Below are 22700 nucleotides of genomic sequence, written 5' to 3' on the forward strand. Positions count from 1 at the left end.
AGCGCTTGCCCAGCGTTTGGCAGATGTGCGACGGGGCGAGATACCGCCCACCTCCACGTCCGGGAGTGACATAGCCTCGATGCCCAGTTCGACCAGTGCCGTCCGCCGCGCGCGGTCCCGCCCCGCGGGCGTTCCGGGCCCTTGGCAGATGTTCTTCCAGGGCTTTCTCAAGCATCCGGTGATGGTGGGATCGATCATCCCATCCTCGGACAAGCTGATCGAGAAGATGCTCGGGCCCGTCGATTGGCAGCAATGCAAGCTGTTCGTCGAATATGGCCCCGGCGTCGGCACCTTTTGCCGCCCCATTCTGGAGAAAATGGCGCCCGACGCGACCTTGCTCGCGATCGACACCAATCCGGATTTCATCAACTATCTGCGCCACACGATCGGCGATTCGCGTTTCGTGCCCGTTCTGGGCTCGGCAGCGGATGTCGAATCGATCGTCGCGAGCCACGGCCATGAAAAGGCCGATTACGTGCTTTCCGGCCTGCCCTTCTCCACCCTGCCGACCGGCGTAGGCCCGGAGATCGCGGCCGCGACGCAGCGCGTGATCCGTCCCGGCGGCGCTTTTCTGGTCTATCAGTTCAGCCCGAAGGTGCGCGATTTCGTCGCGCCGCATTTCCCGCGAATCGATCACGGCATGGAATGGTGGAATGTGCCCCCGGCACAGCTCTACTGGGCCTGGAAAGACGGGGAATAGGCAAGGAATAGCCGCGTCGCCCCGCGACGCGGCGGCGCGCGGTGTTCGGCGGCGCAATTCCCTGCCCGGCCGGCGGATCGGCACGGCGGAACCCGTCCGACGATGTGGGCTTCGCCATCGTCGGCTCCAGACCTCAATCATCGATCCCGAAATTCAGCCCGCGTGAAAGCGTCGGGTCCGCAACGCCGACGATCAGATAGGCGATGAACTGCTTGATCCGCTGCCACCAGCCGGTCGCGGCGCGATAGCCCGTCGGCGTGATCTCGCTCGATTGCGCCACCTCACCATCGATATAGCGGCGAACCTGCGCCGCGAAGGCGACATCCTCGATCCTGAGCATCAGCTCCAGATTGATGAACAGGCTGCGCATGTCGAAATTCGCGCTGCCGACATGCACCGCATCGTCGATCGCATATAGTTTCGTGTGCAGCTTCGACGGCGCATATTCGAATATCCGCACGCCCTGCTTCAGCAGCCCGCGATAGGTGAAGCGCGCGGCGGCGATCGTCGCATTATTGTCCGATCGGGATGCGGTGACGATCCGCACATTCTCACCGCGACGCCCCGCGCGATCCAGCCGGCGCAACATCGTCGGGCTCGGCGTGAAATAACCCGCAATGATATCGATCCGCCGGGCGCCGCGCATATCGTGGCGCACGGCGCGAGCCCAGGGCGAGAGGCGCCGCGTCGGCCCGCCGATCAGCCAGCGCACCGCGCCGGTCGGCTCGCTCCATTGCGCCAGCGTCTTGCCCAGATGCCGCGTCGGCGCGTCGGGGCGACGCACCCATTCATGCAGCGCATCGAAATAGGGGGCGATCCGCCCCGCTGCCGGGCCATCCACCAGCAACCCCAGATCGCGCCACGCATCTTCGCTGGCGGTAGCGAAATAGTCGTTGGCGACGTTGAACCCGCCGATCAGGATGCGAGCCTCATCCGCCAGCGCGAGCTTCTGGTGATTGCGCAACAGATATCGCCGGCCAAAGCGCGGCATAAACCAGCAGACCGAGATCCCTGCCGCCGCGAGCGGATCGAAAAAGTGCTCGCGCCCGGTCGCCTCGCTGCCGAAACCGTCGACGATCAGCGTAACCTGCACGCCACGCGTGGCGGCGGCCATCAGCGCCGCATTGACGCGTCGCCCCGATTCGTCGTCGGCGTAAATGTAATAGAGGATGCGCAGCGTAGCCCGCGCGCCATCGATCAACGCGACGAGCGCGTCGAGCCGCGCCGGCCCCTCGGTAATCAGCGTCAGGCGGTTGCCGTCGACGGTCAGCGTCTCCATCGCACCACTGTTGGCCGGATGCCGGCGAAGCGACAAGCGCGCTTTTCTTGACTTCGCGGCTGTCAGCACCTAGATCGCGCGCCTTCATCCAGCGGTAAATTTGCGAAGGAAAGCGTCCATGGCGCGCGTGACGGTCGAGGATTGCGTCGATAAAATCCCGAACCGCTTCGATCTGGTTCTGCTCGCGGCGCAGCGCGCCCGGCAGGTATCGGGCGGCGCGGAACTGACGATCGATCGCGATCGCGATAAAAACCCGGTGGTCGCGCTGCGCGAGATCGCCGAACAGACGGTGCTGCCCGGCGGGCTCGAGGAATCGCTCGTCGCCAGCCTGCAGCGCGTGCAGATCGACGATGAGGACGAGGCGGATGCCGTCGGCAGCCTGGCCGCGTCGGCAGAGGCGCTGCGCCTCACCGCCGCCGCACCGCCGCGCAACCAGAATCTCGGCGCCGATTACGAGGGCTGATTTCAGCTTTCACTGACGGCCCGATCAAAAAAAGCCGCGACCGCCTCATCGGCAGTCGCGGCTTTTTTGTTTTGTTACGGGGCCGGTGCGGATCACCTCACGCCGCTGATAGTGCCTCGTCGCTGACGAACATGTTCCACTGCCGCTCATGCCCGAAGGTGCTGGCCTTGCCGTGGCCGGGAATGAAAGTGGTGTCGTCGCCCAGTGGCCACAGCTTGGTGACGATCGACTTGATCAGTTGCTGATGATCGCCCTGCGGCAGATCAGTGCGCCCGACCGAGCCCTGGAACAGCACGTCGCCGACCTGCGCGAGCTTCGACGGCGCATGGTGGAAGATCACATGCCCGGCGGTGTGCCCCGGCGTATGATAGACATCCAGCGTCAGCTCGCCGACCGTCACCGTATCGCCGTCGTCCAGCCAGCGATCCGGCTCAAACGGTACGCCGCGAATGCCCCAGTTGCGCCCATCGTCGCCCAGCCGCGCGAGCCAGAAGCGATCATCCTCATGCGGCCCTTCGATCGCCACGCCGAATGCCTCCGCGAACGGCTTGGCCTCGCCCGCATGATCGATATGACCGTGGGTGAGCAGCACCTTCTCCACCGTCACGCCCGCTTGCGCGATCGCGGCCTGAATGCGCGGGATATCGCCGCCGGGATCGATCACGGCCGCCTTCATCGTCTTGGTGCACCAGATGATCGTGCAATTCTGCTCGATCGCGGTGACCGGCACGATCATCGCGCGCAGCGCGGGTTCGGTCATTCAAACAATCCTTTCCGGCAGGCGGGATAGTTCGATCCCTAGCCCGCGCCGCGCCCTTGCCGCAAGGCGACGCGACGGGCATCACCCGCGCGATGCTGGCGACCGCCCCCTTTGTCCTGCTGGACGACGCGCGTACCGGTGGGGCGCCCGCGCGGCTCTATCGCGCGCCTGCCGCGGTGATCGAGGCGCGGACGCCCCAGGCGGTGGCAGGCGCGCTGGGCGCTTTGCGCACAGCCGTCGCGGCGGGGCGGCAGGCGGCGGGGTTCCTGTCCTATGAGGCGGGCCATGCGCTGGAGCCGGGGGCAGGCCCGGCCATCGCCTCGCCCACTCCGCTACTGTGGTTCGGGCTGTTCGACGGCTTCACCGAACTCGCCGACCCGCTGGCCTTGCTGCCCGATCCCGCCGGCGCATGGATCGGCGCGCCCGAACCCGAAGTATCCCGTGCCGATTATGACGCGATGATCGCGCGCGTGCAGGCGCTGATCGCGGCCGGCGACATCTATCAGGCAAATCTCACCTTCCGCGCGCAGGTGCCGTTCTCCGGCGATCCGCTTGCCATTTACGCCGCGGTGCGGGCGCGGGCGGCGGCGGGGTGGGGCGCGGTGGTCGCCACGGGCCGCGAGACCCTGCTCTCCTTCTCGCCCGAATTGTTCTTCGATCTTACCGACGGGCAAATCACCTGCCGCCCGATGAAGGGCACCGCGCGGCGCACGGGCGATCCGGCGCTGGACGCTGCGGCGGCGGCGGAACTGGCGGCAGACGAAAAGCAGCGCGCCGAAAATCTGATGATCGTCGATCTGATGCGCAACGATCTGTCGCGCGTCGCCATGCCCGGCAGCGTGAAGGTGCCCGCTCTATTTGCGGTCGAACATTATCCCACCGTCCATCAGATGACCTCCACCATCACCGCCGCGCTCGACGTGGGGCGCGACGCGATCGACGTGCTGGCCGCGCTGTTCCCGTGCGGCTCGATCACCGGAGCGCCCAAAGTGCGCGCGATGCAGGTGATCGGCGAGGTGGAACGCGGATCGCCGCGCGGGCCATATACCGGCGCGATCGGGCACATCGACACGCTCGATGCCGCGCAGTTCAACGTCGCGATCCGCACCTTGCTAGTCGATGAAACACTCGTAAATGAGGGTATTAGCCGCGCCACTATCGGGCTGGGCGGGGGAATTGTCGCCGATTCCCGCGCCGGTGCCGAATGGGATGAAGCGCTGGCGAAGGGAGCATTTTTGACCCACGATTCGCGCCACTTCGACCTGATTGAGACGATGGCCTTCGATCCCGAGGCCGGCGTAGCGATGGTCGAGCAGCATCTCGCGCGGATGAAGGCGAGCGCGGACGAGTTCGGCTTCGCCTTCGATCGCCATGATGCGCGCAACGAATTGCAGGCCGCGACCTTTCGTCTGCGCCACCCCGCGAAAGTGCGGCTGCTGGCCGCGCGCACCGGGCGAATAGCGATTGAGGTAAGCCCAGCGCCGCCTACCCGCGCCACACCGATGCAGGTCGCCGTCACCCCGCTGCCAGTTGCGCCGCGCGACTTTCGCCTGCGCCACAAGACGAGCGATCGCGCCTTCTACGACGATGCACGTATCGCGGCGGGCACCGACGAAGTGGCGTTCGTGGGCCCGGACAATTTCCTGACCGAAGGCAGTTTCACGACGATCTTCGTCGAACGCGACGGCCAACTCGTCACGCCACCACTGACACGGGGATTGTTGCCCGGAATCCTGCGCGCCGCGCTGATCGAACAGGGCCGTGCGGTGGAGGGCGATCTCTCGGCCGCCGACCTTTCAGACGGCTTTCTGATCGGAAATGCGCTGCGTGGATTGATGCCGGCGGTTGTTGCAGTTGCGAAATCGAAGTCACGACCGCTATAGGCCGCGCGACATAACAGGGCTGCGCCGCCGCAGCTCCGCGAAACTTTACGAGGCCCGTCGACATGAAGCCCTCCGCCGCGCTTGACCGCATCAGCCCTTCGCCCACGCTGGCGATCACCTCCAAGGTGTTGGAACTGAAGCGTGCCGGGGTCGATGTGATCGGGCTGGGCGCGGGCGAGCCCGATTTCGACACGCCCGATTTCGTCAAGGAAGCCGCGATCCAGGCGATTCGCGACGGCAAGACGAAATATACCAATGTCGATGGCACGGCCGAGCTGAAGGACGCGATCGTCGCCAAGTTCAAGCGCGACAACAACCTTGATTACACCGCGCAGCAAGTCTCGGTGAACGTGGGCGGCAAGCACACGTTGTTCAACGCGCTGGTCGCGACGCTCAACCCGGGCGACGAAGTGATCGTCCCCGCGCCTTATTGGGTCAGCTATCCGGACGTGGTTCAGTTCACCGGCGCAACTCCGGTGATCGTCGCTGCCGGCGCGGCGCAGGGTTACAAGCTGACCCCGGCGATGCTGGAAGCCGCGATCACCCCGAAGACGAAGTGGCTGATCCTCAACTCCCCGTCGAACCCGACCGGCGCCGCTTATACCGCGGCCGAGCTGAAGGCGCTGGGCGAGGTGCTCGAACGGCACCCGCAGGTGTGGATCTTCGCCGACGATATGTACGAGCATATCGTTTATGACGATTTCCAGTTCGCGACGATCGCGGAGGTCTGCCCGTCGCTTTATGATCGCACGCTGACCGTCAACGGCTGCTCCAAGGCCTATGCGATGACCGGCTGGCGGATCGGCTTCGCGGCCGGTGCACCGTGGCTGATCAAGGCGATGGCCAAGCTTCAGTCGCAATCGACGTCCAACCCGTGTTCGATCGCGCAGGCGGCTGCAACGGCGGCGCTCAACGGCGATCAATCGTTCCTGATCGAGCGCAATGCGGCGTTCAAGTCGCGCCGCGATCTCGTCGTGTCGATGCTCAACCAGACCGTCGGCATCACCTGCCCGCGCCCGGAAGGCGCCTTCTACGTCTATCCCGAGGTATCGGGCGTGATCGGCAAGACCACGCCGGGCGGCAAGAAGATCGAGAACGACAGCGATTTCGTCGGCTATCTGCTCGACGACGCGCGCGTCGCGGCGGTGCAGGGCGTGGCGTTCGGGCTCTCCCCGGCGATGCGCATCAGCTACGCCACCGGCGAGGACGTGCTGCGCGACGCGTGCGAGCGCATCCAGACGGCCTGCGCCGCGCTGCGCTGAAGCTCGCGGGTTTCAACAACGAAACAATGCGTTTCGATTGTTGAAATACCGCGGCAACCCGCGAGTACCTATTTGCCTGCTGCCGGATGAACGGCGGCGCCAGCCAAGGTTCAGCGGCCCCAAGTATAAGTTTCCTTGTCGATGGCTGGGCGCGCCCCACCTGTCGCCCTGAGCAGATTCAAGAAGAGATCACGCGAATGACCCGTTTCCTCAAATCCACCTTCCTGTGGCAATTCGCAGGCGGCTTCATGATCGGAGCGGTGGGTCTGTTCGCGTTGCATCCGGTCTCCGCCAGCACGCCCCCGCCTGCTGCGCCGACCCACATCGTCGCGCGGTGATAGCGCGGCGCTGAGCAACACCCTATATTGGGGGGCATGAACCGCTCCCTGCCCGCAATTGCCGTGGCCGCGTTTCTGGCCACTGCGACCTCCCTCCCCGCCAGCGCCGCCGAGCGCGCGGTGGCGATTCCGCCGCCCGCCCGCGACGTTCCCGCCACGCCCGGCACGCAGACAGCAGTCTTCGCCGGGGGGTGCTTCTGGGGAATGGAGGCGGTGTTCGAGCGCGTGAAGGGCGTGCGCTCCGTCACGTCGGGCTATGCTGGCGGCAGTGCGGGCAGCGCCAATTACCAAGCGGTCTCAGGTGAAAGCACCGGCCATGCCGAGGCGATCCGGATCGTGTTCGATCCGCAGCAGATCAGCTACGGCACGTTGCTGCGCGTCTATTTCTCGGTCGCGCACGATCCCACCCAGCTCAACCGGCAGGAGCCGGATAGCGGCCCGAGCTATCGCTCCGCGATCTTCCCGCAATCCGACGCGCAGCGCGCCGTGGCGGCGGCCTATATCGCCCAGCTCGGCCAGACCCATGCATGGCCGCGCCCGATCGTCACCCGGATCGAGGGCGGCGGCTTCTTCCCGGCGGAGGATTTCCACCAGCATTTCTATGATCGCAACCCGGCCAATCCCTATATCGTCCGCTGGGACAAGCCTAAGGTTGCCGCGTTCCGCGCCGCTTTCCCTAATCTCGTGAAGTGAGCGGGCGCGCTTCCTCGATCAGCAGCACCGGCACTCCATCGCGGATCGGATAGGCGACACCGGTGGCGTCTGAAACCAGCTCTGCCGCCTCCGCGTCATAGCGCAGCGGCTGACGCGTCACGGGGCAGACCAGTCGTTCAAGCAGCCACGCGTCGATCATTGCAGCGTCACGCGATCCTCGCCGTCGTGGCGACCGAAGAATTGCAGGAGCTGGACGACCAGTTCGGCGCGCTCGGCAACTGTGCGCGCTTCGAGCAACGCCTGCTTCGCCGCCGAATCGAATGGTGCGATCTGCGCGATGCCGTTGACCAGGCTGGCGTCGTCGAGCCGCCCGACCGCGTCCCAGTCAACCGCATAGCCCTGCACTTCGGCGAAGCGCTTCGATTCGATCTCCAGCCCGGCGCGCGCGGCGAGCGACAGCGTGTCGTCCGCCGGCACCGCCAGCAATTCCGCCTCGACCTGCCGGAATTGCGTCGTCACTTCGAGTTCGCGCGTCACGCGAAACAGCGACAGCCCTTCGAGCACGATGTTCGAACGGCCGTCGTCCAGCATCTCGATATCGGTGATGCGCCCGACACAGCCGATATCGAAAAGCGGCGGGGGATCGCCTTCGCCGCGCGGCTGGATCATCCCGATCCGCCGATCGCGCGCCATCGCATCCGATACCAGCGCCCGATAACGCGGCTCGAAGATGTGCAGCGGCAAGTGCATCCCCGGAAAGAGGATCGCGCCGGCGAGCGGGAAGATCGACAGCCGGGCCATGACTAGCCGAACAGGATCGCGGAAAGCTTGCGGCGCTGCTGCGAGACCCACGGATCCTCCAGCCCCACCACTTCAAACAGCTTCAGCAATTGCTGGCGCGCGGCGCCCTCGTTCCAGTCGCGCTCGGTCGCGACGATGCCGAGGAAGCCCTCGGCCGCCGCATCGCGGCTCCCCGCCGCCATCTGCGCGTTGGCGAGATCATAGCGCGCCTGAAGATCGCCCGGATTGGCCGCCACCGCCGCTTCCAGCGGCGCGAGATCGGACACGACCGGCGCGGATTTCGCCAGCGCGAGCGCGGATTTCGCGCGCTCGATCTCAGGCAGCTTCGCGATCTCCTCCGGCAGCGCGGCGATCATCGCCTCCGCCGTTTCAATATCGCCCGCCGCGACCAGCGCGCGAACGCGGCCCGAAACGACCGCGGGGTTGTCCGGCGCCATCTCCGCCAGCTGATCGAAGATCGACAGCGCGCGCTCTACATCGCCCGCCGCCAGCACTTCCTCGCCCATCGCGATCAGCGGCTCGAGCTCCGCCTCCTGCTGCTGCGCTTCGCCCGTGATCGGGAGCTGGCGAAGCAATTGGTCGAGCATCGTGCGCAGCTGCGATTCGGTGCGCGCGCTGGTGAGATCCGCGACGAGCTGCCCCTGAAACATCGCATAGACGGTGGGGATCGAACGCACCTGGAATTGCGCGGCGATGAACTGATTCTTGTCGGTATCGATCTTCGCCAGCACGACGCCCTTGTCGGCATATGCTGCGGCGACCTTCTCCAGCACGGGGGCCAGCGCCTTGCACGGCCCGCACCATTCCGCCCAGAAATCGATGATGACGAGCTTCGTCATCGACGGTTCGACCACGTCGGCGCGGAACGCCTGCACCGCCGCCTTTTCCGCTTCACTCATACCCAGGGTTGCCAAGGATCGCTCCAACTTGATTGGTGCGCCCTTATGTGGGGACCGGCCGGGGGAAGCAAACCCCCGGCCGGCCGGAAACATCAGATTATGCTGCGGTGCCGCCCCACCGGCACCGCGACAATCAGAACGCCGCCGTGATCGAGAACAGCGCGGTCGAGCCGGCGATCGAGCTGCCATCCTTGGTCGAAGCGAAATTGGGGAAGAGATAGGCGGATTTGCTGCGGCTGATATCGGTGTCGATCCATGCCGCGCTCAGCGTCAGCGGGGTGCCTTTCACCGCGAAATCTGCGCCGATCATCCAATCCCAATAATGGCCGGTCGGCGCGGCGCTGGTGCCGTTCGGGCCGAGGCCGTTGTTGCCGTCCGAATGGCCGAGATGCGCCTTGGCGGTGAGCGGGGTCGAGGGGATCGCCGCCGACAGATCGGTCCAGATATACAGGTTGTCGTTCTTCGCGTTGGGATGGTCGGGGATGCCGGTCGCGTAGCTCGCCGCATCGTTATACCATTTGCCGAGCGCCTGCTGCTTGGGCGCATAAGCGACGCCGACCAGCACGGTGGCGGGGCCCGCGGTGCCAGACAGTTTCACATACGGCTCGCCGAAGTCGCTCTTGTTGGCGCCGCCCGGATACATATACCAGGTGAGCCCGGCATCGATCGAGATGCCGCTACCCAGCGACCTTTTGTAGCCGCCGATCAGATCCAGCTCCATGTTCGCCCCACCGAACGTACCCCAGCCGGCCAGGTTCGATGCCCAGGTGCTGACATAGAAGCCACTCTTGTGGGCGATGGTGAAGCCACCCTGCACGGCGGCATGTTTGTCGGTCTGCGACACGCCGCGCAGGCGGTAATCGCTGACCACGCCGACACTGCCGGTGACGGTAACGTCCTTTGGCGGCGCGGTTTCCTGCGCTGCGGCAGGGACGGCCACGACGGTGAACGCAAACGCGGAAATAAGCTGAAACGTCTTCATGGAACCTCCTGTTGATCAGAGGCTCCTCCTGCTTTCCCGTCCGCCGTTGCTCTCTATCCCATGGGGACGGGCCGCGACTGGTCGGTAGTAATTACGCTAGTGCAGCATTCTTTCTGAAATGTTGCTGGATTATGTCAAAACATTGCTGAATCGCGTGCCGCCGTTGGTGTGATGAATCGGCCACGGCAGACTGATCGTCGCCTCCAGCCCATGCGGCTGGCAATTGGCGAGCGTCAGCGTGCCGCCCTCTGCCTCCACCGCCTGCGCGGCGATCGCCAGCCCGAGCCCAAACCCTACCGTATCGCGGGACCGCGCGGGATCGAGCCGGACGAAAGGCTGGATCACCGATTCGAGCTGATCCACCGGTATCCCGAGCCCATCATCGATCACTCGCACCTTCACCGCTTCGCCGCCATTCTCCAGCGCGATCGTAACGCGGTCGCCATGTTGCAGCGCGTTATCGACGAGGTTGGTCAGCGCGCGCTTGAAGCCGGAACGGCGCAGCGGCAGCTCCAGATGATCCGGGCCGATATATTCCGCCACCCGCCCTGCGTCGCTCGCATCGTCCACCAGTGTCGCGCACAGCACCGCCAGATCGATCGACACGGGCGCTTCGGGATCGTTCTCTCCGCCCAGAAAGGCGAGCAGCGACGCGATCATCGCCTCCATCTCCGCCACGTCGCGCCCGATCGCATCCCGTGCGTCCACGTCCGGCACCGATTCGGCGTGCAGCCGCAGCCGGGCGAGCGGTGTGCGCAGATCATGCCCAACCGCGGCCAGCGCCTGTGTCCGCGTGTCGATCAGCGCGCGGATACGGGCCTGCATGCGGTTGAACGCCCCGACAACGCGGCGCACCTCACCGGGGCCGTCCTCCGGCACAGGATCGACGCGATCGCGCCCCATCCGGTCCGCCGCCGCCGCCAGCCGCCGCAGCGGCAGCAGGATACGCCGCAGCATCAGCCCGCCGATCGCGATCAGCGCGAAAGCCAGCACCAGCGCGAAGGCGATTCGCTCGAACCCGAAGGTCAGCCGCGTCAACGGCTCCAGCGTGCGGAAATAGAGCCAGCTGCCGTCCGCGAGTCGCAATCCGCCCGTCACCGCCGCCGCGCCGCCGCCCGGTGAGGTCAGCAGGACACGCAGATCGCCGGTTTGCAACCCCGGCTCCCATGCGAGGATCTGGCGCCGCATCTCGCCGAGCGGAGGCGCCAGCGGCGCGCGGCGCGGCGGCGCCTGATCCCAGCGCATCGCATAGCGCGTCGTGGTCAGCGCATAAGCCATCGCCGCACGCCCGGCCGGCGCCCGTTCCTCGATCAGCCTTCGACTGATGACGAGATGTTCGGCCAGCCGCCGCGCCTCATCGTCGCGCACCGAAAACTGGCTGGCGCGCTCATAGAGCAGGGTCGAGACGCCGAATTCGATCAGCATCGTCAGCAGCAGGATCGCGACGACCTGCCCCAACAGCCCCGTCGAGAGAATCAGCCGCTTCAACTGCGCTCCACCGGCGCGTTGAGCATATAGCCCACTCCACGCACCGTGATGATCGGCGCGGCATCACCCGCCGTCGACAACTTGCGCCGCAGACGGCTGACCAGCACGTCGATCGAGCGATCCGAACTGTCGCCGAGCCGCGTGCGCGACAGCTCGATCAGCCGCTCGCGCGCGATCACGCGCTGCGCATGATCCGCCAGCACCACCAGCAGATCGAATTCCGCTCCCGTAAGATCGACCACTGCCCCGGTCGGCGAAAGCAGCTCGCGGCGCGGCAGATTGAGCGCCCAGCCCTCGAATCGCATCATCCCCTCGCCGCTCACGCGGGATCGGCGATCGAGCGCGGGCCGGCGCAACACCGCACGCACCCGCGCGACCAGCTCGCGCACGCCGAACGGCTTGCCGATATAATCGTCCGCGCCCAGTTCGAGCCCGACGACGCGATCCGTCTCGCTGGAGCGCGCCGACATGAAAATGATCGGCACATCGCTTTTCTGGCGAAGCGCGCGACACAGATCGATTCCGCTGGTGCCGGGCAACATGATGTCGAGCAGCACGAGATCGACCGGCCCCGAATCGAGCGCCAGCCACATTTCCGGCGCGGCAGAGGCCGGGCGCACGACGAAGCCATTTTCCTGCAACGCGCGCGCCGTGAGCATGCGCAGGGAAGGATCGTCCTCGACGAGCAGGATCACGGGAGCGGTCATCGCGCGGGCCTAATCGCGAAGGAGATGCACGGTCAACGCAACGAGGGGGTTGGCAAGACCAAAAACGGCTGCTAGTGGCCGCGCCTCACCCACCCCGGAGGCTTCCGGGACAGGCGCCAGAGCGGGCGTAGCTCAGGGGTAGAGCACAACCTTGCCAAGGTTGGGGTCGAGGGTTCGAATCCCTTCGCCCGCTCCAGTCTTTTCAAAGACTTATCCGCGCATGCGGACCGTGGCACATACGCCACCCCACCATATCCCACAAACTCGCCTCTCAAACTCGAGGTTTTGCAACTCACAAGAGTGAGCGCCCTCTCGCTTTCGGATTTGCAAGGGACCGCCACGGGGGGGGGAGGGGCAGAAACCCGGCGCAAAAGAATCGCGTTTCAAGCCCACCTTTTCGCTCAAGAAAAAATTTAGAAAAAATTCTTCCTGCAGCGGTCAAGAACCTGACGACCGCCCCGAAGAGGGCATGTCGCCCGCAACGGTCGCGAGATCGCATCGTAGCGCAATGCAAAGACGATTGAGCGTGGTGAAGGTCACGTTCCGCTCGCCGCGTTCGATCGCACCGAAATAAGACCGATCGACCTCTGCGAGCAACGCGAGTTGCTCCTGCGTAAGGCCAATACGCTTGCGCTGCGCCCTGATTCGCCGGCCTAATTCACGGAGGATTTGCCTCTCGTCCATCGAGCGGGCTAGGCCGCAAATGCGGACTATCGGTCCACGGGCTTTTATACCTCATTAAGCGCTCTGAGCTATTCTGCTTCCGATATGACTTGAACAGGGTGGAGGTAGCCGTGCGTCGCAATCTGAAAATTGCCCGCCTGCGTATGGGCGTTCACGCAGCCATAGGCGCAATGGCGATCACCGCAGCCGGCGAAGCCCACGCTCAGACGAGCAGCTCTAACTGCATGGCGATGGGCGGCGGCATGGTACACTGCGACACCGTGAGCACGGGCGACGGTGGATACGCGCTTGGCGAAGCGATCGGGACCATGATCATGGGAGCGAAAGAAAAATCGCTTTAGAAAAAAAATAGGCCAAATGCTTGCTGACGGCGACTGCAAAGGCGCAATGCTCTACGCATATCAACAAGGGACGGATGGAACTAGGTGGCCAGGTTGCGAGATCATGCCCCCCCCCACTGGATCAACGGCCCCAGCATATGGCAGCACAGCGACTCCAACGCCGAGCGCGGGCCAGCAGCCCCCAATTTCTTCCATCCAACTAGAAACCCGCCTCCGGGAAGCAGCGGTGACCGCACGCACACCCGTTACCATTGATAATACTACGATCATTTCAAAAGTGGAAGCGGTTGGAAGTCAAATCTTATTGACGGCAACGGTGAACAATGAAGAAACAAATTTCTCCGATGAAAAGCGGGTCAACATCATAAATAGAATTTGCGCCCTAGGGCCAGGACTCGTTGATTACAGCCAGAAGATGACGGTGGCAGCGAGTGCGATGGCGGAGAAGAAGGCAATCGGGCATCGGTCATAGCGGGTGGCCACACGGTGCCAGTCCTTGAGGCGCCCGAACATGATCTCGATGCGGTTGCGGCGTTTGTAGCGGTGCTTGTCGTATTTGACGGCCTTGTTCCGGGATTTTCGGCCCGGGATGCAAGGCGTGATGCCCTTTTCCTGCAAGGCGTCCCTGAACCAGTCGGCATCATAGCCCCGGTCAACGAGCAGCCATTGGGCCTTCGGCAACTCATCGAGCAGAGCGGCGGCACCGATATAATCACTGACGTGGCCTGCGGTCATGAAGAAGCTCAAAGAGCGGCCGTTCGCATCGGTAACGGCATGAAGCATGGTGTTCATGCCGCCTTTCGTGTGGCCGATCAGGCGGCCCGCATCCCCTTTTTTGCCCGCAGGCTGGAAGCCGTGCGGTGCGCCTTCAAATAGGTCGCGTCGATCATCACAGTCTTGCGCTCGGAAGCCTGAGGCGCAGCCAGACCTTCCATCATCCGAAGAAAGACGCCCTTGTCACCCCACCGTTTCCAGCGATTGTAGAGCGTCTTGTGCGGTCCATACTCTTTCGGCGCATCCCGCCAGCGCAGCCCGTTGCGATTGACGAAGATGATCCCGCTCAACACCCGTCGATCGTCAACCCGGGGCTTGTCGTGGCTCTTCGGAAAATACGGCTCAAGCCACGCCATCTGCTCGTCCGTCGGCCAGTAAAGATCGCTCAAATCCAGTCTCCTCAGAGAGACGGAATCAGATCGCGCCGATCATATCAATAGGTCCTGACCCTAATGCACGATAAAGGACGGTATCATACGAGTACTCAGGCGAGCGGGAAACGCGAAAGAGATTCCGCGAATCAACGACCGCGCGGCTTCCCTGCCGTACGCGCTTGATCGCCGGCGGTCGCGAACGGCGAAGTCGCATTGGCATAAGGATCGTAATAACGGTCAATCCGGTTGCCAATGCGCGATTGTACACGGTTCGGGATACGGCTGTTGATCCGCGCCATCGGCTTGATACCGGTCACGCCCTGCTCCTTTGTCTGGCGCTGCCCAGCCTCGCCAACCGCCGAGCCGGCTACATGGCCGCCCTTCACCTCTTGCGCTAACACGGGGGACACCCCGGCCATTAGCACCAGCACCGCAAACGTCGAACCGCACGCACGCAAGACCATCACTTTTCCCTCGTCACCGCGCCGGCGCTAGCTGAACCCGATCAATCTGCCCGCTAACCCCTGCAACCGCATCGGAGGAACGGGCAACGAGCATCAGATATTGCACCGCGCATCCCGCCAACACGCTAAACCGGCCGGTGAAATTGCCGCCGCCCTGCGCCGAATTAGGTATTTCGACATGGCCCAGTTCGCGCCCGTCCTGGCAGGTCAATGTCCAGTAAGGCCGCGAGCCGGGTGGCTGGTCCAGGTTCTGGCTGCGCCCCCGAAGTACGTAATTGCCGACCGGCAGCAATTGCATCTGCCGTAGCATTGGCCCACCGACGCTGGCCGGCGCTGAGAAATCGAAAACCCCGCCCTGAATCACGGCAGAGATTCCGGCATCGTTGATCGCGACCCAATCCAGCGGCGACGGCGTATCTAACGTGGCGGTGAAATGCGGGTCGCGCGACATACGGCGGTCCGCACCCGGACGGATGGAGGCATAATAGGCCCACGCCTCGTCATAAAAGTTATCCTTCAGCAGCGCATTGACCAGCACCGCGCGCGCATTGCCGGAAATCGGTACGCCGACGCGTCGCAATCCAGCGAACAGAGTTGACACCGTACGTGGATCGGCACCGTTCGCGGCATATTCAATGAACGACTGGGTCCATGCCGGACGGGCGGCCAGCGTGTGGATCAGCGCATTGCGGATAGCCGGGTCCGCAATCGCATTTACCATCACCGGGAAAAGCAGGTCCGACCCATAGGTCGAGGTGCGCAGCGTTATGTCATATTGTCGCAGCGCCTCGGCCACGTCTCCACGCGACACCGTGTCCTCGATCGCCCAGAGCTGGGTGCGCAGGTCGCGCCGCGACAGCATCTGGGCGTAAGCGAAGACTCGCCGCGCCTGTGCCGTATCGCCCCGGATCTGTGCGTCGATCCCGAGCGTCGCCGCCGCCGGCACCGCGGTCGGATCCTGCCGCAACGCCAACCGTGCCAGCCCGTCAGCCTCAGCACGCTGCGCCGTTGTCGCCTCCGGCCCGGAGAGTTTTTCGGAGAGGAGAGCAGTAATCCGTCCATCTCCCGGCGCGAGCCGATGCGCCAGCTCTGGCGTGACGCCGCGTTCCGAATAGGCCAGCGACTGCATCACCGACCATGCTCCCACCATCGCGGCGAACAGCGCCAGCGCTATGCGGGCGCCCCATTCACCGGCGGAGCGGCGCAGCAGGATCCCATCGCGGCGCCTCATCCGCCGCGGGCCGCCTTGTCGACCTTGCCGTCGCGGCCATAACCATAGCCATATTCATAACCATAACCGTAATGCGCCTTGCGCGCCTCGAACTTGGTGAGCACGCCGCCGATGATATGGGCATTGGCACTGGCGAGCCGGCCCAGCGCGGTCTTGACGAGGCTGGAGCGTATGCCGTGCGATTCCACGGCAAAGATCACGCCCTCGACGCGGCTCGCGATCAGCGGCGCATCGGCGAGCCCCATCACCGGCGGGGAGTCGATCACCACGTGATCGTACATCTCCAGCAGACGCTCGAGCAGCAGCGACAGGCGGTTGCCCGTTAGCAGCTCGGCCGCATTAGGCGGAATCGGTCCGGCCGACATGGCGGTGAAGCCGAGATCACTCATCGGGAAGGTCAGCGAGGCGAAATCGTCCTCGCCCGACAGGAAATTACTCAATCCCCGATCGTGAGCCACGCCACCTAGGTGATGCACCGACGGCGAGCGCATGTCGCCATCGATCAGTATAACGTTGCGATGCGCGCGCGCTAGCGTGGTAGCGAGCGCAAGCGAGGTGGTGGACTTGCCCTCCGCCGGTCGCGTCGAGGTGACGGCGAAGGAGCGCGGTACGCCATGTTCAGTGGTGAAGCCAAGGTTTGTCTGCACTGCGAGATAGGCGTCGAACAGGTCGGACTTGCGATCGAGCAGCGCCTCCTTGGGCGTGCTGTTCTCTACCTTGGGCACCGAACCGAGCAACGGTAGGCCGAGCCGCCGCTCAACCTCGCCCGGATCGGCGATCGCCTCGTCGATCTGCTCCAGTGCAAAGGCTGCGAGGGCGCTTAAACCCAGTCCCGCCAAGAGCGCAATCGCGAGATTCAGCAGCAACCGCGGGCTTGAGGGCTTCTGCGGAACATCGGCCGGATCAACGACGGAGACGTTGTTCACGCCCACGCCACCCGCGACGCCAATCTCCTTGAATCGTTGGAGCACCCCATCATAGAGGGCTCGGTTGGTATCCACTTCCTGCTGATATATGTTGTACTGAATACTGCGCCGACGCAGGTCGAGATAGCTCGCCTTCAGTTGCTCCACCTTGGCGGCAAGAGCTTGCTCACGTTCCAACGCTTCGCGATAAGCGGCCCCCAATGCGCTGGAAACCCGGCCCTCTTCGCGTGCGATGCTGCGGTCTAACTGATCGAGCTGGGTCTTGATAGACTTGGCGGCAGGATATTCAGGCTCGAACTGGAGCATCAGCCGTTGATACTCGGCAGCCAGTTCGGCGCGCTTCTGGCGCAGTCCGTTGATCGCCGGGTTTGCCAAAGCCTCGATCGAAGCGCCAGCGCGCCCGGCTTGCTGATAGCGTGCTTCTGCCTGAATCCGGTCCGCCGTCGCCTGCGACAACGCTGTATTCAGCGATACCAGATCATCCGCCACGATCGAACGTTCAGACGTCATCCGTCCGTCGCCACCGGCCTGCGGCGGCAAATTGATGATCCGCTGGGCGGAAGCATAACCGACTAGTTGACGCTGGGATTGGTCGAGCCGCTCCTTGAGCTGGACCAACTGGCGTTGCAAGGCATCGCGGCCATAGGAGGTCGCCTGGACCTTGCGCTCCAGGTTGGTCTGGATGAAATTCTCGGCCCAGGCGTTCGCGACCTTGGTGGAAAGCTGGGCATCGGGGCTGGTGAAGCGGATGTCCACCAGCCGCGAAAGACGCGTCGGCTCGATGCCGATATGATCCATAAGGACTTCGCCAGCTATGCGTTGCCGTGCCGCGCGCCCTGCGGCGATATAGCGGCCATTGACCAGCTGAAACGCCGGGCCATCACGCTTGACACCGAACATCTCGAAGAATTTCGGATCGTCAATCAGATTAACCCGCTGCGCCACCCGCTCGGACAACTGACGCGATCTCAATAGCCCATATTGGGTCTGGTAGAATTCTTGATCCGCAACACCGGCTTCGCGCTCTACGCCCTGGATGTCGGTGACACGGTTCGATTCACGTGAGATTTCTACCGTTGTTATTGCGGTGAATTTAGGCGTCATCAGGAGCGTGACGATCAAGCCCAACAGAATGCAAGCCGCAATGATCCCGAGCATCACATGGCGCCACCGCACCGCAATCCGAAGGTAGCGGCGCAACAAAGCCGATTGCTCCGCCTCGACGGTTCTCGGTTGGATAGCTTGCGAACCCACCACCGCCAGATCACCTTGAAAGTGGGAAGATGCGATATTCATTTCAAGCCGCCTTATCGCAGGATCGCAACGAGAGGCGCTGCAAGCAGCGGCGAGAGCGATACGAAGTCACGGAACATCCGCCGCTGAGGGGAATCCCCGACGACGACGATGTCGTTCGCATAGATTGGCGGATCGTCATACGCACCACGTCGGATCGCGGCGACATTGTACAGAGCCGCCATTTTGCGTCCATTTACTGTGCGCAGGATCACCACGTCTTCCTGTCGCGCGAATTCAGAAAACCCCTTCGCCGAGGCGATAGCGCGTATCAGTGTCATCTGGTTGGTCACAGGATATAGGCCGGGCTCTACTACCTGCCCGTCGATCGTCACGACTTGACTGACCGAACTCTTGATATTGACGGTAACCTTCGGGTTACGAACATACCGCTCCTGCAATGCGCCTTCAATCGCGGTGGCCAATTCGGCTGAAGTCTTGCCGCGGGCATCTATCGTGCCCACCAGTGGCATCGCGATCTTCCCGCTCGCATCTACCTGCAATTCGCGACTCAGTTCAGGAACATTGAAGACGTCAACCTGGATCGTGTCGAGCGGTCCGATCAGCGAGCGGCGATCTGGCGCCGTCAAATCGTTGCGATCTGGAGCGGGCAGCGCTTCAATGTCCTGGACGACAGTCAAGCGCGAAGTGGACTCAAGCTGCGGCCGGCCAGTCAGGCAGCCGGACAGAGTCGTCGCCAGCAGTAAAGCAATACAGGTTTTTCGCATGCGCTCGGGAAGTTCCGAATTTAGGTGAAAGCCACCGGGCTATAGATGCTACCCAGACATGGGTAAAGCAGCGCCGCGCCGACCGCGCCCGGCTTCTGTCAACCAGATGCCTGCAATCGTGATGACAGCCATAATGATGGGCGTGCGCGCCGGATAGTCGAAAAGGCTGGCGATGAATATCAACAGCAGCATCGCCGATCCCAGCCGCGCCGTAGCGCTACGCGCCTCACTAGGCCGCCAAGCGTTAAAGCTCGCCCATGCCCACCATCCAAGCGCGACAACCAACGCCAGGATGCCAGGCACCCCTGCCCCCCCCGCTATCTCGAGAAAATCATTATGCGCGTGATTGAAGTAGGTCAGCTTGAGAAGCGCCAGGGGCTCGTGGACGCGGAACAGGGGATCGAAGCCGCCGAGGCCAAAACCGAAGGGGAAATAGGCGCCGATCATGTCGATCACCACCGGCAATGCTTGGCGCCGCATATCCTGCGCGCTATCCTCGGCCAAGATACGCTGGATCGATACCGCCCGATCTGTCGCAACTGCCAGGAGCACGCACGCCGCCACGAGCAACAGTATGCCGGCCAGAACTGCGGGAAACGCCCAGCGTGGATAGCGGCGCAGCGCACGCCGGATTTCGTCGCGCACCAGCGCAAGCCCCAAAACCAGGCCGGCCCCTCCCAGCAGCAATCCGGCACGGGATCCGCTGGCAAGGATGCTAAGCAAGAGCAGGGGCAACAGTCCAACTGCGGCCGGTATTCGCCAACTCGGCGCTTTTGTAGCTCGAAAGGTCCAGACGGGCACGATCAGGCAACCCAAGGCCATGAAAAGCGCGAAGTGGTTACGATTGGCAAATGGCCCTCCGATTTGGCCGGTCGTTTGATTGATGAAGGGATTACGAGAGCCGCCAGCGGACACCTGGACCAATGCTAGGACAAGAGAGGCAATGACCAGCCCGAATAACAGCTCGGGCAGGTTCGCTCGCCCCTCCTTGCGCATCTGCGCAATTAGCAAAAGAACCGCGGCTGGGACGACCAAGGAAGCGGCCGCATTCCACGTCGCGCCAGGCACCAGCGACCAGGGTCGCCACGGCTGATCCACGCCCTCCGCCGCCGAGACAAAAGCATCTCGGCCCGGCAAGGCCTGCCACAAAGCAGGCGGCAGAGGGATCAACTGTAATATCGGAAGCAGGGCCGCGACGCTTAATAAGGCGAGGACAGGCATTAATCGGTCAAATGTTGGCCGACGCCCGAACAACGCCGCTCCAATCAACACCGCCCATGCCGCGCTCCGAACGACTGCTTGCCCCAGAGCATCCTCGCGCGATGCACCTCCGGCCACCCAAAGGACGCAGAGTAGAACGCAAAGCAACAAAAAGGCCCTGTCTTCGCGAAGAAGCTCGAAGAATCGGATCAATCGGGTTTGTGCTGTTTCGCCGGACATAGGTGAATGCAAGCGGGTGCCCATCAACGCGCTCCGCTGTCATGTGCCAGGGCGCGGGCATGCGTGCCCCGCACCGACCTCAGCTTCCGAGCGTTTGGGACGGCGATCGCAACCCGTTCAGGCTGCCGGGAAGCCAGCTCGACCCAATCGACAATGTCACTGCTAGGCATGAACTCAATCACCAATTTCGACAGCAAGGCACGTGCCCCCACCACATCGCCCGCTTCGATCATTCCGCTCAAATGTCCGAGTTCGTGATCCAGCAAATCCCATGGTAGACTGTGCTCCGTCGCCTTCATGATGCGCGGGTGCGCGGTGGATTTGGGATTATCACCGATCAACAGTTCTTCGTACAGCTTCTCGCCGGGCCGCAGGCCGGTGATCCGGATTTCGATATCGCCATCGGGATGCATTTCGTCGCGCGGCATGAGACCCGACAGATGGATCATCTTGAGCGCCATATCATAAATGCGGACAGGCTCTCCCATATCGAGAACGAACACCTCGCCTCCCGTGGCCATGGCCCCAGCATGAAGCACCAGATTGACCGCCTCGGGTATTGTCATGAAATAGCGGGTAATGTCGGGATGCGTTATTGTGATGGGCCCGCCCGATTGAATCTGGCGAGTGAACAAGGGCACCACCGATCCGCTCGACCCTAACACATTGCCGAAACGGACTATCGAAAAACACGTCTGCTGCGGATCCACGGTTGCGCTCAGCCCTTGGAGGACGAGCTCGGCAAGGCGCTTCGAGGCTCCCATGACGTTGGTCGGCCGGACTGCCTTGTCGGTACTCACCAACACGAAATCTGGGACCGCGTAGCGTGCCGCGAGCCGCCCCACGGTCGCGGTGCCAAGAACATTGTTCCTCAACCCCTCGAGGGGATTATGCTCGACAAGCGGGACGTGCTTGAATGCGGCCGCATGAAAGATCATCTGCGGCCGCCACGTCCGCAGGATCGATTCCATCCGCTGCACATCAATCACGGAGGCAAGCAGCGGAACCAACCTGTCCCCACCTAGCGGAGCGAGCTCATGGTGGATCGAATAAAGTGCGAATTCACTGGAATCGACCAACAATAGCCGCCGCGGATTCATGCCAATGATCTGACGACAGAGCTCACTGCCAATCGATCCGCCGGCGCCCGTCACCAGGATTACGTGATCCTTTATATATTCCGCCAACAGCTTGCTTTCATACGATACAGGATCGCGCTGCAGCAGATCGGTGATGGTTACCTCGCGCAAATCATTGGCGTGCACAGTGCCATGGGCGAGATCGAGCAAACCAGGCAGCGTGCGCACCCCGACGCCAATCGTCTTGAGCTCGTCGACAATCTGGCTACGGCGCGCGCGCCCAGCGGAGGGAATCGCCAGCAGCACTTCGGCGATTTCCAGATCGTCGATATGCTTGTGCATCCCGCCCGGGTCATAGATGCGCAAACGGGAGATGCGACTACCATGCAGCGAACGATCGTCATCTAGGAAGCCGACGATCTCCATTTCACGGCTATTCGCCATGACGTTAGCAAGTTGCCTTCCAGCTGACCCGGCACCATAGATCAGCGCACGCTTACGCGGTTCAGCACTGCTGATGCGGCGGTACCGATCCCCAAGCATCATGCTCGCTACGACGCGGGAGAAGGATACGGCGAGGAACAGTAATACCGGCTGGATTAGCCCAACGGTGCGCGGCACATCTTTGAAACCATAGGCCGTGATGAAGGCCGAATAGCCGAGACCATAGACCGCGCAGGCTGAGGCGCATGCACCCAAAGTGTCGGCGCCCGCATGGCGGAAAACGATGCGATACAAGCCGAATGCCGAAAACACCGGGATTGCAAGCATCGCGGACAGGGAGATCGCAACCAGTGGGTGGCCGCTCATCGGCGCCCATTCACTAAGCCTTAGACAATAGGCAATCCAGACCGCAAGCGCGCATAGTGCGACATCTACGCCAACCGCGATCAGCCGCTTCAAAGGCCGAGGTAGCGCCAGAAGAGAGTCGGCAATTAACCGCATGCTATTCTATGCTCCCCACTTTAGCGCGCGTCCGACCGATAGATCGGAACGCCTTAGGCCAAGAGCTGGACTATTCCTACCCTATGGATGTCGCATCGACCCGCCCCGCCCCGGGCCGTCGCGCCCGAGGACCTCTTCGGCAACGAGATAGGCGTGTTAATGCAAGATCGACTACTTCTGTCGCTACCACATCTGGGCGAAACAG

Annotated in this window: 23 protein-coding genes and 1 tRNA gene; 8 read left to right on the forward strand and 16 right to left on the reverse strand. The window is 63.2% G+C overall.

What is annotated here, in order from left to right:
- The first annotated feature begins 79 nt into the window (after window positions 1–79).
- Window positions 80–700 (forward strand): methyltransferase domain-containing protein, encoded by a 621-nt coding sequence (locus P0Y64_06010; GenBank protein WEK44361.1) that lies wholly within the window; start codon window positions 80–82, stop codon window positions 698–700.
- A gap of 133 nt (window positions 701–833) precedes the next feature.
- On the opposite strand, the gene P0Y64_06015 is transcribed toward P0Y64_06010, so the two are convergent.
- A complete protein-coding gene (locus tag P0Y64_06015; protein WEK44985.1) occupies window positions 834–1979 on the reverse strand; it encodes a phosphatidylserine/phosphatidylglycerophosphate/cardiolipin synthase family protein in 1146 nt (381 codons plus the stop codon).
- Window positions 1980–2097: 118 nt separating this feature from the next.
- Here P0Y64_06015 and rpoZ point away from each other — a divergent pair, with 118 nt between their 5' ends.
- A complete protein-coding gene (rpoZ, locus tag P0Y64_06020) occupies window positions 2098–2442 on the forward strand; it encodes a DNA-directed RNA polymerase subunit omega (GenBank protein WEK44362.1) in 345 nt (114 codons plus the stop codon).
- Between the two features lie 97 nt (window positions 2443–2539).
- On the opposite strand, the gene P0Y64_06025 is transcribed toward rpoZ, so the two are convergent.
- On the reverse strand, window positions 2540–3202 hold the full coding sequence (locus P0Y64_06025; GenBank protein ID WEK44363.1) for an MBL fold metallo-hydrolase: 663 nt from the start codon (window positions 3200–3202) through the stop codon (window positions 2540–2542).
- Window positions 3203–3294: 92 nt separating this feature from the next.
- Between P0Y64_06025 and pabB the strand changes: the two genes are divergently transcribed.
- The 4 genes from pabB (at window position 3295) to msrA (ending at window position 7378) form a co-directional block, all read left to right on the forward strand.
- Complete coding sequence (gene pabB, locus P0Y64_06030; protein WEK44986.1) at window positions 3295–5085, forward strand: aminodeoxychorismate synthase component I; 1791 nt, start codon at window positions 3295–3297, stop codon at window positions 5083–5085.
- Window positions 5086–5147: 62 nt separating this feature from the next.
- A complete protein-coding gene (locus P0Y64_06035; GenBank protein WEK44364.1) occupies window positions 5148–6347 on the forward strand; it encodes a pyridoxal phosphate-dependent aminotransferase in 1200 nt (399 codons plus the stop codon).
- A 197-nt stretch (window positions 6348–6544) separates the two neighbouring features.
- On the forward strand, window positions 6545–6685 hold the full coding sequence (locus P0Y64_06040) for a hypothetical protein (protein ID WEK44365.1): 141 nt from the start codon (window positions 6545–6547) through the stop codon (window positions 6683–6685).
- Between the two features lie 36 nt (window positions 6686–6721).
- Entirely contained in the window at window positions 6722–7378 is a 657-nt protein-coding gene (gene msrA / locus P0Y64_06045) for a peptide-methionine (S)-S-oxide reductase MsrA (GenBank protein WEK44366.1), read from the forward strand.
- Here the strand turns inward: msrA and P0Y64_06050 are convergent.
- From P0Y64_06050 to P0Y64_06075, 6 genes are all read right to left on the reverse strand, one after another.
- The gene (locus P0Y64_06050; protein WEK44367.1) at window positions 7362–7538 is read right to left on the reverse strand and encodes a Trm112 family protein; all 177 of its coding nucleotides are present in this window, start codon (window positions 7536–7538) and stop codon (window positions 7362–7364) included. The genes msrA and P0Y64_06050 overlap by 17 nt on opposite strands.
- Window positions 7535–8140, reverse strand: a complete 606-nt coding sequence (locus P0Y64_06055) for an LON peptidase substrate-binding domain-containing protein (protein WEK44368.1) — start codon at window positions 8138–8140, stop codon at window positions 7535–7537. The genes P0Y64_06050 and P0Y64_06055 overlap by 4 nt, the downstream gene beginning before the upstream one ends.
- A gap of 2 nt (window positions 8141–8142) precedes the next feature.
- The gene (locus P0Y64_06060; GenBank protein WEK44987.1) at window positions 8143–9039 is read right to left on the reverse strand and encodes a tetratricopeptide repeat protein; all 897 of its coding nucleotides are present in this window, start codon (window positions 9037–9039) and stop codon (window positions 8143–8145) included.
- A gap of 133 nt (window positions 9040–9172) precedes the next feature.
- The gene (locus tag P0Y64_06065; GenBank protein WEK44369.1) at window positions 9173–10021 is read right to left on the reverse strand and encodes a TorF family putative porin; all 849 of its coding nucleotides are present in this window, start codon (window positions 10019–10021) and stop codon (window positions 9173–9175) included.
- A gap of 129 nt (window positions 10022–10150) precedes the next feature.
- Complete coding sequence (locus P0Y64_06070) at window positions 10151–11509, reverse strand: ATP-binding protein (GenBank protein ID WEK44370.1); 1359 nt, start codon at window positions 11507–11509, stop codon at window positions 10151–10153.
- Window positions 11506–12216 (reverse strand): response regulator transcription factor, encoded by a 711-nt coding sequence (locus P0Y64_06075; GenBank protein WEK44371.1) that lies wholly within the window; start codon window positions 12214–12216, stop codon window positions 11506–11508. The genes P0Y64_06070 and P0Y64_06075 overlap by 4 nt, the downstream gene beginning before the upstream one ends.
- 121 nt (window positions 12217–12337) lie before the next feature.
- Here P0Y64_06075 and P0Y64_06080 point away from each other — a divergent pair.
- A tRNA-Gly gene (locus P0Y64_06080) sits at window positions 12338–12412 on the forward strand.
- Between the two features lie 242 nt (window positions 12413–12654).
- Here the strand turns inward: P0Y64_06080 and P0Y64_06085 are convergent.
- Window positions 12655–12900: a helix-turn-helix transcriptional regulator gene (locus P0Y64_06085; protein WEK44372.1), complete on the reverse strand. Its 246-nt coding sequence runs from the start codon at window positions 12898–12900 to the stop codon at window positions 12655–12657.
- A 110-nt stretch (window positions 12901–13010) separates the two neighbouring features.
- Between P0Y64_06085 and P0Y64_06090 the strand changes: the two genes are divergently transcribed.
- Window positions 13011–13241 carry a hypothetical protein gene (locus tag P0Y64_06090; GenBank protein WEK44373.1) on the forward strand — a complete coding sequence of 77 codons (231 nt, stop codon included), beginning with the start codon at window positions 13011–13013 and terminating at the stop codon, window positions 13239–13241.
- A gap of 402 nt (window positions 13242–13643) precedes the next feature.
- On the opposite strand, the gene P0Y64_06095 is transcribed toward P0Y64_06090, so the two are convergent.
- From P0Y64_06095 to P0Y64_06125, 7 genes are all read right to left on the reverse strand, one after another.
- Window positions 13644–14404 (reverse strand): IS5 family transposase gene (locus tag P0Y64_06095; protein ID WEK44374.1). Its coding sequence is split into 2 segments (ribosomal slippage): window positions 13644–14068 and window positions 14068–14404, totalling 762 coding nucleotides; the frame shifts between segments, so codons are not numbered across the junction.
- A 131-nt stretch (window positions 14405–14535) separates the two neighbouring features.
- Window positions 14536–14853, reverse strand: coding sequence for a hypothetical protein (locus tag P0Y64_06100; protein ID WEK44375.1), 318 nt, complete (start codon window positions 14851–14853; stop codon window positions 14536–14538).
- Between the two features lie 13 nt (window positions 14854–14866).
- Window positions 14867–16084: a hypothetical protein gene (locus tag P0Y64_06105; GenBank protein ID WEK44376.1), complete on the reverse strand. Its 1218-nt coding sequence runs from the start codon at window positions 16082–16084 to the stop codon at window positions 14867–14869.
- A complete protein-coding gene (locus P0Y64_06110; GenBank protein WEK44377.1) occupies window positions 16081–18168 on the reverse strand; it encodes a polysaccharide biosynthesis tyrosine autokinase in 2088 nt (695 codons plus the stop codon). The genes P0Y64_06105 and P0Y64_06110 overlap by 4 nt, the downstream gene beginning before the upstream one ends.
- Before the next feature lie 149 nt (window positions 18169–18317).
- Window positions 18318–19031: a polysaccharide export protein gene (locus tag P0Y64_06115; GenBank protein WEK44378.1), complete on the reverse strand. Its 714-nt coding sequence runs from the start codon at window positions 19029–19031 to the stop codon at window positions 18318–18320.
- Window positions 19032–19079: 48 nt separating this feature from the next.
- Window positions 19080–20495 carry an O-antigen ligase family protein gene (locus P0Y64_06120; protein ID WEK44379.1) on the reverse strand — a complete coding sequence of 472 codons (1416 nt, stop codon included), beginning with the start codon at window positions 20493–20495 and terminating at the stop codon, window positions 19080–19082.
- Window positions 20495–22495, reverse strand: a complete 2001-nt coding sequence (locus tag P0Y64_06125) for a nucleoside-diphosphate sugar epimerase/dehydratase (protein ID WEK44380.1) — start codon at window positions 22493–22495, stop codon at window positions 20495–20497. Before P0Y64_06125 ends, P0Y64_06120 begins: the two co-directional genes overlap by 1 nt.
- Window positions 22496–22700: the final 205 nt, after the last annotated feature.

Source organism: Candidatus Sphingomonas colombiensis, from assembly GCA_029202845.1.
Classification (GTDB): Bacteria; Pseudomonadota; Alphaproteobacteria; order Sphingomonadales; family Sphingomonadaceae; genus Sphingomonas; species Sphingomonas colombiensis.